The organism is Klebsiella terrigena (assembly GCF_012029655.1).
In the GTDB taxonomy this organism is placed as follows: Bacteria; Pseudomonadota; Gammaproteobacteria; order Enterobacterales; family Enterobacteriaceae; genus Klebsiella; species Klebsiella terrigena.
On record NZ_CP050508.1, the window covers coordinates 307,270 to 320,091 of the forward strand.

Sequence of the window (12,822 nt, forward strand, 5' to 3'; positions counted from 1 at the left end):
CCTTAATCCGGGGGCGGTGATGCGCGTTAAGTTAAGTGATAGACTATCTGACTAATTTCATTATTTTTCAGCTTCCGCGACAGATATGCCGAAGCTGTGCCATGAATAATCAGCGAGGAGTGTAGTCGCAAATGGCGAAAGAGAAAAAACGTGGCTTCTTTTCCTGGCTGGGCTTTGGACAAAAAGAGCAGGCGCAGGAAACAGAAGTTGAACAAAAAGTAGAAGGGCTGCAGGAAGCTGCGGAGCAGGCTTCTGCCGAACAAGCGCCGGCTGAGACCGTCGTGGCGCCTGAAGCCGAAGCGGATCGCGCCCCGGCGCCGGAGAAAGCAGACCCGGAGGCCTTTGCCGCTGACGTCGTTGAGGTCACCGAACAGGTTGCCGAAAGCGAGCAGCCGCAGCCGGTAGCAGAAACCATCGTGGAAGAGGCGGTTCAGCCGCTGCCAGCGATAGACGCCGCGCCGACCGTTGACGTAGCGAAAGAGGCTGCGGTTGAAGAACTCGCCGCTGAGTCGGCCGTCGTCGAGCCGGAAGTGCGACAAGCCGTAGTCGACGAAACGCCGGTGGAAGAGCCGCTGGTTGAAGAGGTGATTGCCGAGCCGGCGGTCGCCGAAGCGCTTGCTGAACAAGAGCCGGAAGAGGCTATCGCCGAGCCGCAGGCAGCCGTGGTGGAAGATACGCTGATTGAGGACGCGCCTGCGCTGTCTGACGATGAGCTGGAAGCCCAGGCGCTGGCGGCAGAGGTTGAGGCAGAGACTGAGGAAGAGAGCGAGCCGCAGGAAGCCGCTCAGATCGAGCAGGAGAAGCCGACGAAAGAGGGCTTCTTTGCCCGACTCAAGCGCAGCCTGGTTAAAACGAAACAGAACCTCGGTTCCGGATTTATCAGTCTGTTCCGCGGCAAAAAAATAGATGATGATCTCTTCGAAGAGCTGGAAGAGCAGCTGCTGATCGCCGACGTGGGCGTGGAAACGACGCGTAAGATTATTACCCACCTTACCGACGTTGCCAGCCGCAAGCAGCTCCGCGATGCCGAAGCGCTGTATGGCCTGCTGAAAGAGGAGATGGGCGATATTCTGGCTAAGGTTGACCAGCCGCTGAACGTTGAAGGGAAAACGCCGTTTGTTATTCTGATGGTTGGCGTCAACGGCGTGGGTAAAACCACGACCATCGGCAAGCTGGCGCGTCAGTTTGAGCAGCAGGGCAAGTCGGTCATGCTGGCCGCGGGGGATACCTTCCGCGCCGCTGCGGTTGAGCAGCTGCAGGTTTGGGGTCAGCGGAATAATATCCCGGTGATTGCGCAGCATACCGGTGCGGACTCGGCTTCGGTTATTTTCGACGCCATTCAGGCCGCTAAGGCGCGCAACGTTGACGTCCTGATTGCCGATACCGCGGGTCGTCTGCAGAATAAATCGCACCTGATGGAAGAGCTGAAGAAAATTGTCCGCGTGATGAAGAAGCTGGACGAAGATGCCCCGCATGAAGTGATGCTAACAATTGATGCCAGCACCGGGCAGAACGCGATTAGCCAGGCCAAACTGTTCCATGAGGCCGTTGGCCTGACCGGCATCACGCTGACTAAGCTGGACGGTACCGCGAAAGGTGGGGTTATCTTCTCGGTTGCCGACCAGTTCAGTATTCCGATTCGCTATATTGGCGTCGGTGAACGTATTGAGGATCTGCGTCCGTTTAACGCGGGCGACTTTATTGAGGCACTTTTTGCCCGAGAGGATTAATCATGATTCGCTTTGAACAAGTCAGCAAAGCCTATCTCGGTGGGAGACAAGCGCTGCAGGGGGTGAACTTCCACCTGCAGTCGGGCGAGATGGCGTTCCTGACCGGCCACTCCGGCGCGGGGAAAAGTACCCTGCTCAAGCTTATCTGCGGCATCGAGCGGCCGAGCGCTGGCAAAATTTTGTTCGGCGGCCACGATATTAGCCGCCTGAAGAGCCGTGAGGTGCCGTTTTTGCGCCGCCAGATCGGCATGATTTTCCAGGATCACCATCTGCTGATGGATCGCACCGTGTTTGATAACGTGGCGATCCCGCTGATTATTGCCGGCGCCAGCGGGGATGATATCCGCCGCCGGGTGTCGGCGGCGCTGGATAAAGTCGGGCTGCTGGACAAAGCGAAAAATCTTCCTATCCAACTCTCCGGCGGTGAGCAGCAGCGCGTGGGCATCGCCCGTGCGGTGGTGAACAAGCCGGCGGTGCTGCTGGCGGATGAACCGACCGGTAACCTCGACGAGGCGCTCTCGGAGGGGATTTTACGACTGTTTGAAGAGTTTAACCGCGTAGGGGTCACGGTTCTGATGGCGACGCACGACCTGGGGCTGATCTCCAGTCGTTCGTATCGCATGCTGACCCTGAGCGACGGGCATATGCACGGAGGCCACTGGGGTGAATAAGCGCGACGCAATAAACCACATTCGCCAGTTTGGCAGTCGATTTGACCGCATCCGCAATGCCGCAGGGGCAGGCGGTGGGCGCAATGCGCCGAAGCGGCCAAAAGCGGCGCCGAACCCGGCTTCTCGTAAAAGCAACGTTTTCAATGAGCAGGTGCGCTACGCCTGGCACGGTGCGGTTCAGGATCTGAAAAGCACGCCGCTGGCCACCTTTCTGACCATCATGGTCATCGCCATTTCGCTGACGCTGCCGAGCGTGTGCTACATGGTGTACAAAAACGTTAACAGCGCGGCGTCGCAGTACTATCCATCGCCGCAGATCACCGTCTACCTGGAGAAGACGCTGGACGATGACGCCGCGGCGCGGGTGGTCGGGCAGCTGCAGGCGGAGCAGGGCGTGGAGAAGGTCAACTATCTGTCGCGGGATGAAGCCTTAGGCGAGTTCCGCAACTGGTCCGGCTTTGGCGGCGCGCTGGATATGCTGGAAGAGAACCCGCTGCCGGCGGTGGCGATTGTCGTGCCGAAGCTGGATTTCCAGGGGACCGACTCGCTCAACACCCTGCGCGATCGGGTTGCGCATATTCAGGGCGTCGATGAAGTCCGCATGGATGACAGCTGGTTTGCGCGCCTCTCTTCGCTGACCGGGCTGGTTGGCCGCGTCTCGGCGCTGATTGGCGTGCTGATGGTGGCCGCCGTGTTCCTGGTGATTGGCAACAGCGTGCGCCTGAGCATCTTTGCCCGCCGCGATACCATCAACGTGCAGAAGCTGATTGGCGCAACGGACGGTTTTATCCTGCGTCCGTTCCTCTACGGCGGCGCGCTGCTGGGCTTCTGCGGGGCGTTTCTATCGCTGATCCTGTCGGAGATTATGGTGATGCGTCTGTCATCAGCGGTAACGGAAGTGGCGAAGGTATTCGGCACTCAGTTTGAGCTCAGCGGCCTGGGCTTCGACGAGTGTCTGCTGATGCTGATCGTCTGCTCGATGATCGGCTGGGTCGCGGCCTGGCTGGCGACGGTGCAACATTTACGTCACTTTACTCCCGATTAAAAATTTTCTGGTATAATCTTTCCCTGCACTGACTGAATGTCTCTCTGCAGGGAAAGAGTCCCTGTTGTCTCTTCCCTACGCTTCATCTCCATGTCACATTTTGTGCGTAATGTATTCACACCGTTGCATGGAACTTGTGGATAAAATCACTGTCTGATACTAATGTGGGTGATATTCTCGTTGCTCATAAACGCTGGCATGATTGTTGCCTGGTTGTCTAAGCGGGAACTGTCGAGCCAGACGATATCGATTGAGAGGATTTGAATGACCAAAGATATGCAAACTTTAGCCTTAGCCCCCGTTGGTAACCTGGAATCCTACATCCGGGCTGCGAACACATGGCCGATGTTATCGGCCGATGAAGAGCGGGAGCTTGCTGAAAAGCTGCATTACCAGGGCGATCTGGAAGCAGCGAAAAGGCTGATCCTGTCTCACCTGCGCTTTGTTGTTCATATTGCTCGTAACTACTCGGGCTATGGCCTGCCGCAGGCGGACCTGATTCAGGAAGGCAACATTGGCCTGATGAAAGCCGTGCGCCGTTTTAATCCGGAAGTTGGCGTGCGCCTGGTCTCCTTTGCCGTGCACTGGATTAAGGCCGAAATTCACGAATACGTTCTGCGTAACTGGCGTATTGTGAAGGTCGCGACCACCAAAGCCCAGCGTAAGCTGTTCTTTAACCTGCGTAAAACCAAGCAGCGTCTGGGCTGGTTTAACCAGGATGAAGTTGAAATGGTTGCCCGCGAGCTGGGCGTATCAAGCAAAGACGTGCGTGAGATGGAATCACGTATGGCGGCGCAGGATATGACCTTCGACATGTCGTCGGACGACGAGTCCGATAGCCAGCCGATGGCTCCGGTGCTCTATCTGCAGGATAAAACGTCTAACTTTGCCGACGGCATTGAAGACGATAACTGGGAAGAGCAGGCGGCAAACAAGCTGACCGACGCGATGCAGGGCCTCGACGAGCGTAGCCAGGATATCATCCGCGCCCGCTGGCTGGACGAAGACAACAAGTCTACGCTGCAGGAGCTGGCGGATCGCTACGGCGTTTCGGCTGAGCGCGTGCGCCAGCTTGAAAAGAACGCCATGAAGAAACTGCGTACCGCTATCGAAGCGTAAGTCCGCGCCCGGCATTAAAAGAAGCTCCCGCTGTCTCAGCGGGGGCTTTTTGTTTTTTTATCCCTCCACGCTTCAACCATATTAATTTCTTCTTCCGCTGGGCTTGAATGCCGGGCAGGCGCTATTGTTTTTAGACAGGCATGACTTACTAAATTCATATAGGGAGAAGGCGGGTGAAAAATAACGATCTTAATCAGCGTCGACAGCAGGCGACGCCGCGCGGCGTGGGCGTCATGTGCGACTTCTACGCGCAAAAGGCCGAGAACGCGACGCTGTGGGATATCGAAGGCCGGGAGTTTATCGATTTTGCGGCGGGGATTGCGGTGCTCAACACCGGGCATCGACACCCCAAAGTTGTCGCCGCGGTGGCCTCGCAGCTGGAGGCTTTTACCCATACGGCCTATCAGATTGTCCCCTACGCCAGCTACGTCACGCTGGCCGAACGCATTAACGCTTTGGTGCCGGTCTCCGGCGCCGTCAAAACGGCCTTCTTCTCCACCGGCGCGGAAGCGGTAGAGAATGCGGTCAAAATTGCCCGCGCCTGGACCCGTCGTCCGGGAATCATCACCTTTGGCGGCGCTTTCCACGGCCGAACCTACATGACGATGGCGCTGACCGGCAAGGTGGCACCCTATAAAATCGGCTTCGGTCCGTTTCCGGGCTCCGTTTTCCACGCTCAGTATCCCAATGCGCTGCACGGCATCAGCAGCGAAGAGGCGATAAAAAGCCTCGAGCGCCTCTTTAAGGCCGATATCGCGGCAGATCAGGTGGCGGCCATCATCATTGAGCCGGTACAGGGCGAGGGCGGGTTCAACGCTGCGCCTGCCGGGTTTATGCAGGCGCTGCGCGCGCTCTGTGATACCCACGGCATCCTGCTGATTGCGGATGAGGTGCAGTCCGGGTTTGGGCGAACCGGCAAGCTGTTTGCGATGGAGCACTATGGCGTGCAGCCCGACCTGATAACGATGGCGAAAAGCCTGGCGGGCGGGATGCCGCTGTCGGCGGTGGCCGGGCGGGCGGAGGTGATGGATGCTCCCGCGCCGGGCGGCCTCGGCGGCACCTACGCCGGTAACCCGCTGGCGATTGCCGCCGCGCACGCGGTGCTGGATGTGATTGCCGAAGAGCAGCTTTGCCAGCGGGCAAATGAGCTTGGCCACCATCTGGTTGAAGTCCTCAATCAGGCCAAAGCGTCGTGCCCGCAGATTGCCGAGGTGCGGGCGCAGGGGTCGATGGTGGCGGTCGAGTTTTTTGATCCGCAAACCGGCGAGCCGTCGAGCGAGTTCACCCAGGCCGTCCAGCGACGCGCGCTGGCTGAAGGGCTGCTGCTGCTGACCTGCGGTGTTTACGGCAACGTCATCCGCTTCCTCTATCCGCTCACCATCCCCGATGCGCAATTCCGCCAGGCGCTGGCGATTATTCAGCGCGCGCTGGCCGCATAGCCCCACATCTCGCCACTCTGCGGAGTGGCGTTCTGCTTCAGTCACATAACTGTTACATAACCTAAAAAAATGTTGTTTCAAATTCTGAAAAATGGGATATGTTCTAGCATAGTGTGCTGCAAAGGCGCGAGCGGCAGACCTCAATCTAGCTATCATATGCTTTTCTTATGTGATTAATTAGAATAATGCGCTAAAAAACAACATCACAACAAATGCAAAAAACCATAATAATGGGGAGCTTCAGGATGAATATGAAGGGTAAAGCGTTACTGGCAGGATGTATCGCCTTGGTAATGAGCAATGCAGCGCTGGCTGAAGATATCAAAATTGCCGTGGTTGGCGCGATGTCTGGCCCGGTGGCGCAGTATGGCGATCAGGAGTTTACCGGCGCTGAGCAGGCGGTTGCCGATATTAACGCGAAGGGCGGTATCAAAGGCAATAAGCTGCAAATCGTAAAATATGATGATGCCTGCGACCCGAAACAGGCGGTAGCGGTAGCCAACAAGGTTGTTAATGACGGCATTAAGTACGTTATCGGCCACTTATGCTCCTCTTCTACTCAGCCGGCGTCTGATATCTATGAAGACGAAGGCATTCTGATGATCACCCCGGCCGCGACGGCGCCGGAGCTGACCGCGCGCGGATATAAAATGATTCTGCGCACCACCGGCCTGGATTCTGACCAGGGCCCGACGGCAGCTAAGTACATCATTGATAAGGTGAAACCGAAGCGCATTGCTATCGTTCACGATAAGCAGCAGTACGGTGAAGGTCTGGCGCGCGCGGTGCAGGATGGCCTGAAAAAAGGCGGCGCTAACGTCGTGTTCTTTGACGGCATCACCGCCGGTGAGAAAGATTTCTCTACGCTGGTGGCGCGTCTGAAGAAAGAAAATATCGACTTCGTTTACTACGGCGGCTATCACCCGGAAATGGGGCAGATTCTGCGGCAATCGCGCGCGGCCGGCCTGAAAACGCAGTTTATGGGACCGGAAGGCGTAGCGAACGTCTCCCTGTCTAACATTGCCGGTCAGTCCGCTGAAGGCATGCTGGTCACCAAGCCGAAAAACTATGACCAGGTTCCGGCGAACAAACCGATTGTAGACGCCATCAAAGCGAAAAAACAGGATCCGAGCGGCGCGTTTGTCTGGACTACCTATGCGGCTATCCAGTCGCTCCAGGCGGGCCTGAACCAGTCTGAAGACCCGGCGGCTATCGCGAAATACCTCAAGGCAAACTCCGTTGATACCGTGATGGGACCGCTGTCATGGGATGCGAAGGGCGACCTTAAAGGCTTCGAGTTCGGCGTGTTTACCTGGCATGCCGATGGCACCGCGACCGACGCCAAATAATTTAACCTTCGCCTTTCACGCTACAGGTGCGTTGGCTGCGCTCTTCAACCCCGGTCACTTACTTATGTAAGCTCCCGGGGATTTCAGAGCTTGCCGCCTGCCTGTAGCGCGAAATTCTCGGTTAAATAAATTGTCAATTTGTTGGCCGGATAAGAGAAGATCCTGGTTAAATGAATGGTCAGCTTATGGCTGGGGAAAGCGGTGAGGATTATTGGTTAAATACGGCGTAATTGTGGTCGGGGAAAGTAGAAATTCTCGGTTAAATAAATGGCCCCTTTTCGGCCGGGAAAAACAGCGATTATGGGTTAAATAAGCGGTCAATTTGCGGCTGGTAAAGACGGGATTACTGGTTACCTAAATTTGCTGAACAAGCTAAAGCCATCGCAGCCCGGATAAGGCGCGATGTGCCGTCATCCGGGGTTTTCCCGCTTAGTTTTTAATGCTTTTGCCAACCGCCGTCCTGGGTGCTGAAGCCCAGAGCCTGCATAAACGCTGACATGACGCGCTGGTCTTCAATACCGGTATCCGCCATCCGCCAGCGACCGATTTCTGGATTTCTTTGTAGCACCTCTTCCACCAGATACTGCCCGACGCCGCGACGGCGGGTGACTTCTCGCACGCACAGCACGCTCAGCTCGCCCTCTGCACCGTCTAAGGTCACGCAAACGGCGGCCAGCAGGCGCTCGTTAAAGCGGGCGGCGTAAATAGCGTGACTTTCATCCACGGTGATCCCGGCCAGATCGCGTGACGGCCAGATTTTCCCTAAATCGATGCGATCCTGATCGCTGAAGTGCGTTAAACGAATAATGGTCAGTTTCATGCGCGGCAAGTCCAGTCAAAACGGATGCGTCAGTGTACCTAAAATGACTGTCCGGCGGAGCGCTGTTTTTTGCGCATTCATCAGGCGATTCGTTTTCCTGGTGAATGCAGGGTAGCGCAATGCGTTATGGATCGAAAAATAAGCAGAGTTTTAACCTAAAGTGCAGCGTTTTATTCCGCCATAAGTATCGTTATTTTATGCTGAAAACGGGACTTTTTTTGTTTATCTTCGCGTGAATACAGAATATTATCTTTGCTTAATCGCCTGAAAAATAGAGATTTTAATCTGGTTTCCGGCAAAAAACTGCGCTAAACCATTAAAGATCATGGTAAAAGTAGCGTTGTTTAATAAAAGCACAGAATGCTTTTTAACCATAAAAATACAAAATATTTACACCACATCACGAACGGGGTTCTGGAGCATGAAAAGGAACGCGAAAACAATCATTGCGGGATTAGTCGCACTGACCATGTCGCACGCGGTAATCGCCAAAGAGATAAAAGTCGCCGTCGTTGGTGCGATGTCTGGTCCGGTAGCGCAATGGGGCGACATGGAGTTCAACGGCGCGCGTCAGGCAATTAAAGACATTAACGCGCAGGGCGGAATTAAGGGCGATAAGCTGGTCGGCGTGGAGTATGACGACGCCTGCGACCCTAAACAGGCCGTCGCGGTGGCGAACAAAATCGTTAACGAAGGGATTAAATACGTTATCGGCCACCTCTGCTCCTCCTCAACCCAGCCGGCCTCCGATATCTACGAAGATGAAGGCATTCTGATGATCTCTCCGGGGGCCACCAACCCCGAGCTGACCCAGCGCGGCTATCAGTACATCATGCGTACCGCCGGCCTCGACTCCTCGCAGGGGCCAACCGCCGCAAAATATATTCTGGAAACGGTGAAACCGCAGCGTATTGCTATCATTCATGACAAGCAGCAGTACGGTGAAGGCCTGGCGCGCTCGGTCCAGGAGAGCCTGAAAAAAGGCAACGCCAACATCGTCTTCTTCGACGGGATCACCGCCGGTGAGAAAGACTTCTCGGCGCTGCTTTCTCGCCTGCAGAAAGAGAATATTGATTTCGTTTACTACGGTGGCTATTACCCGGAAATGGGCCAGATGCTGCGTCAGGCGCGGGCTAACGGGCTGAAAACCGTCTTTATGGGGCCTGAGGGCGTGGGCAATGCTTCGCTGTCCAATATCGCAGGCGCCGCGGCAGAAGGCATGCTGGTGACAATGCCGAAACGCTATGACCAGGATCCGGCAAACAGCGCTATCGTAGACGCGCTGAAAGCAGAGAAAAAAGATCCGAGCGGGCCGTATGTCTGGATTACCTACGCCGCCGTGCAGTCCTTAGCGCAGGCGATGGACAGAAGCAGCAGCCAGGAGCCGCTGGACTTAATCAAAGATCTGAAAGCTCACGGTGCGAAAACCGTGATTGGGCCGCTGAATTGGGACGAAAAAGGCGATTTGAAGGGATTTGAGTTTGGTGTCTTCCAGTGGCATGCGGATGGGTCATCCTCGGCTGCAAAATAAGACAACCCCTCGTCATGGTTCGAGCCGCTGATGCCTCGACGACGTTTCCGCTCCGGGGCTGCCGGGGAGGGAACAGTTTGCCGTCCGTCGCCGCTCGAATCGTTGCGAGTGGGATTCAACATCCCGCCTTGCCGGGTTTAGAAAGGTTACCTTATGTCCGAGCAGTTTCTCTACTTTCTGCAGCAGATGTTTAACGGCGTCACGCTGGGCAGTACCTATGCGCTGATCGCCATCGGTTACACGATGGTATACGGCATTATTGGCATGATTAACTTCGCCCACGGCGAGGTATATATGATAGGAAGCTACGTCTCCTTCATGATCATTGCCGCGCTGATGATGATGGGCATCGATACCAGCTGGCTGCTGGTCGCCGCCGGATTCGTCGGGGCTATCATTATTGCCAGCGCCTATGGCTGGAGTATTGAACGCGTGGCCTATCGGCCGGTGCGCAGCTCCAAGCGCCTGATTGCGCTGATTTCCGCCATCGGGATGTCAATCTTCCTGCAAAACTACGTCAGCCTGACGGAAGGGTCGCGCGACGTGGCGCTGCCGAGCCTGTTTAACGGCCAGTGGACGGTGGGCAGCAGCGAAAACTTCTCTGCCACGATCACCACCATGCAGCTGGTTATTTGGATCGTCACCTTTGTGGCGATGCTGGCGCTGACGCTGTTTATCCGCTATTCGCGCATGGGCCGCGCCTGCCGCGCCTGTGCGGAAGACCTGAAAATGGCCAGCCTGCTGGGGATTAACACCGATCGCGTTATTGCCCTGACCTTTGTTATCGGCGCCGCGATGGCGGCGGTCGCCGGGGTACTGCTCGGTCAGTTCTACGGCGTTATCAACCCCTATATTGGCTTTATGGCCGGGATGAAAGCCTTTACCGCAGCGGTCCTTGGCGGCATCGGCAGTATTCCTGGCGCGATGATCGGCGGCCTGATTTTGGGTATCGCCGAAGCGCTCTCCTCCGCCTATCTCAGCACCGAATATAAAGACGTGGTCTCCTTTGCGCTGCTGATTCTGGTGCTGTTAGTGATGCCTACCGGTATCCTCGGTCGCCCGGAGGTTGAGAAAGTATGAAACCGATGCATATTGCAATGGCGCTGCTGTCCGCGGTGATGTTCTTTATTCTGGCCGGCGTCTTTATGGGCGTGCAGCTGGAGCTGGACGGCACCAAACTGGTGGTAGATACCGCGGCGGATATCCGCTGGCAGTGGATCTTCATCGGCACGGCGGTGGTCTTCCTCTTCCAGCTGATGCGCCCGCTGTTCCAAAAAACCCTGAAAAACGTCTCCGGGCCGAAGTTTATTCTGCCGGCCATCGACGGGTCGACGGTAAAGCAGAAGCTGTTCCTGGTGGCGCTGCTGGTTATCGCCGTCGCGTGGCCGTTTATGGTGTCGCGCGGCACGGTGGATATCGCCACTCTGACCATGATTTACATCATTCTCGGCCTGGGGCTGAACGTGGTGGTGGGGCTGTCCGGCCTGCTGGTGCTGGGCTACGGCGGCTTCTACGCTATCGGCGCCTACACCTTCGCGCTGCTGAATCACTATTACGGCCTCGGCTTCTGGACCTGCCTGCCGCTGGCGGGGCTGGTTTCGGCCGCTGCGGGCTTCCTGCTGGGCTTCCCGGTGCTGCGCCTGCGCGGTGACTATCTGGCGATTGTGACCCTCGGCTTCGGCGAAATTGTGCGTATTTTACTGCTCAATAACACCGAAGTGACCGGCGGCCCGAACGGCATCAGCCAGATCCCTAAGCCGACGCTGTTTGGCCTCGAGTTTAGCCGCAGCGCGCGCGAAGGCGGATGGGATACCTTCAGCAACTTCTTTGGCGTCAAGTACGACCCCAGCGATAGGGTTATTTTCCTCTACCTGGTGGCGCTGCTGCTGGTGGTCTTCTCGCTGTTCGTGATTAACCGCCTGCTGCGCATGCCGCTGGGCCGCGCGTGGGAAGCGCTGCGTGAAGATGAGATTGCCTGTCGTTCTCTGGGCCTCAATCCGACGCGCATCAAGCTCACCGCCTTTACCATCAGCGCCGCGTTTGCCGGCTTTGCCGGGACGCTGTTTGCCGCACGCCAGGGCTTCGTTAGCCCGGAGTCCTTTACCTTCGCCGAGTCGGCCTTCGTGCTGGCCATCGTCGTGCTGGGCGGGATGGGCTCGCAGTTTGCGGTGATTCTGGCCGCTATTTTACTGGTGGTCTCGCGCGAGCTGATGCGTGATTTCAACGAATACAGCATGCTGATGCTGGGTGGACTGATGGTACTGATGATGATCTGGCGTCCGCAGGGTCTGCTGCCGATGACGCGCCCGCAGCTGAAGCTGAAAAAAGGTCAGGCTAAAGGAGAGCAGGCATGAGTCAGCCATTATTATCCGTAAGCGGCCTGATGATGCGCTTTGGCGGCCTGCTGGCGGTCAACAACGTGTCGCTGGAGCTGCGCCCGCAGGAAATTGTTTCGCTGATCGGCCCTAACGGCGCCGGTAAGACCACGGTCTTTAACTGCCTCACCGGTTTCTATAAGCCGACCGGCGGTTCGATTATGCTGCGTGACCAGCACCTGGAAGGGCTGCCGGGCCAGCAGATTGCCCGCATGGGCGTCGTGCGTACCTTCCAGCACGTGCGCCTGTTCCGTGAAATGACGGTGATTGAAAACCTGCTGGTAGCGCAGCATCAGCAGCTGAAAACCGGCGTCTTCTCCGGGCTGCTGAAAACGCCGACCTTCCGTCGCGCGCAGAGCGAAGCGCTGGATCGCGCCGCCGCCTGGCTTGAGCGTATCGGCCTGCTGGAGCAGGCTAACCGCCAGGCCAGCAACCTCGCCTACGGCGACCAGCGGCGGCTGGAGATCGCTCGCTGCATGGTGACGCAGCCGGAAATCCTGATGCTGGACGAACCGGCGGCGGGCCTGAACCCCAAAGAGACCAAGGAGCTTGACGAGCTGATCGCCGAGCTGCGCAGTCATCACAACACCACCATCCTGCTGATTGAACACGATATGAAGCTGGTGATGGGCATTTCCGATCGCATTTACGTGGTAAACCAGGGCACGCCGCTGGCCAACGGAACGCCGGAAGAGATCCGCAATAACCCGGACGTGATCCGCGCATACCTTGGTGAGGCATAA

At 56.8% G+C, this 12,822-nt stretch carries 11 protein-coding genes; 10 read left to right on the plus strand and 1 reads right to left on the minus strand.

All coding sequences use genetic code 11. The features are described from left to right. Positions 1-131: 131 nt before the first annotated feature. The 6 genes from ftsY (at position 132) to livJ (ending at position 7,353) form a co-directional block, all read left to right on the plus strand. Positions 132-1,730, plus strand: coding sequence for a signal recognition particle-docking protein FtsY (gene ftsY, locus HCK03_RS01410; RefSeq protein WP_167691056.1), 1,599 nt, complete (start codon positions 132-134; stop codon positions 1,728-1,730). Between the two features lie 2 nt (positions 1,731-1,732). Next, positions 1,733-2,401, plus strand: a complete 669-nt coding sequence (ftsE, locus tag HCK03_RS01415; protein ID WP_004868565.1) for a cell division ATP-binding protein FtsE — start codon at positions 1,733-1,735, stop codon at positions 2,399-2,401. Next, positions 2,394-3,446 carry a permease-like cell division protein FtsX gene (gene ftsX / locus HCK03_RS01420; RefSeq protein ID WP_041143057.1) on the plus strand — a complete coding sequence of 351 codons (1,053 nt, stop codon included), beginning with the start codon at positions 2,394-2,396 and terminating at the stop codon, positions 3,444-3,446. The genes ftsE and ftsX overlap by 8 nt, the downstream gene beginning before the upstream one ends. Positions 3,447-3,710: 264 nt before the next feature. Continuing rightward, positions 3,711-4,565, plus strand: coding sequence for an RNA polymerase sigma factor RpoH (rpoH, locus tag HCK03_RS01425; protein WP_041143056.1), 855 nt, complete (start codon positions 3,711-3,713; stop codon positions 4,563-4,565). Positions 4,566-4,738: 173 nt separating this feature from the next. After that, entirely contained in the window at positions 4,739-6,004 is a 1,266-nt protein-coding gene (locus HCK03_RS01430; RefSeq protein ID WP_134528024.1) for a 4-aminobutyrate--2-oxoglutarate transaminase, read from the plus strand. 245 nt (positions 6,005-6,249) lie between these two features. Next, positions 6,250-7,353 carry a branched chain amino acid ABC transporter substrate-binding protein LivJ gene (gene livJ / locus HCK03_RS01435; protein ID WP_115191735.1) on the plus strand — a complete coding sequence of 368 codons (1,104 nt, stop codon included), beginning with the start codon at positions 6,250-6,252 and terminating at the stop codon, positions 7,351-7,353. A gap of 436 nt (positions 7,354-7,789) precedes the next feature. Here livJ and panM read toward each other — a convergent pair whose 3' ends face one another. Beyond that, positions 7,790-8,173, minus strand: a complete 384-nt coding sequence (gene panM / locus HCK03_RS01440) for an aspartate 1-decarboxylase autocleavage activator PanM (protein ID WP_167691057.1) — start codon at positions 8,171-8,173, stop codon at positions 7,790-7,792. Between the two features lie 421 nt (positions 8,174-8,594). Here panM and livK point away from each other — a divergent pair, with 421 nt between their 5' ends. The 4 genes from livK (at position 8,595) to livG (ending at position 12,822) form a co-directional block, all read left to right on the plus strand. Continuing rightward, the gene (livK, locus tag HCK03_RS01445) at positions 8,595-9,704 is read left to right on the plus strand and encodes a high-affinity branched-chain amino acid ABC transporter substrate-binding protein LivK (RefSeq protein WP_041143051.1); all 1,110 of its coding nucleotides are present in this window, start codon (positions 8,595-8,597) and stop codon (positions 9,702-9,704) included. Between the two features lie 153 nt (positions 9,705-9,857). After that, positions 9,858-10,784, plus strand: a complete 927-nt coding sequence (livH, locus tag HCK03_RS01450; RefSeq protein ID WP_041143050.1) for a high-affinity branched-chain amino acid ABC transporter permease LivH — start codon at positions 9,858-9,860, stop codon at positions 10,782-10,784. Continuing rightward, positions 10,781-12,058, plus strand: coding sequence for a branched chain amino acid ABC transporter permease LivM (gene livM, locus HCK03_RS01455; RefSeq protein WP_041143049.1), 1,278 nt, complete (start codon positions 10,781-10,783; stop codon positions 12,056-12,058). The genes livH and livM overlap by 4 nt, the downstream gene beginning before the upstream one ends. Beyond that, complete coding sequence (gene livG / locus HCK03_RS01460) at positions 12,055-12,822, plus strand: high-affinity branched-chain amino acid ABC transporter ATP-binding protein LivG (RefSeq protein ID WP_041143048.1); 768 nt, start codon at positions 12,055-12,057, stop codon at positions 12,820-12,822. The genes livM and livG overlap by 4 nt, the downstream gene beginning before the upstream one ends.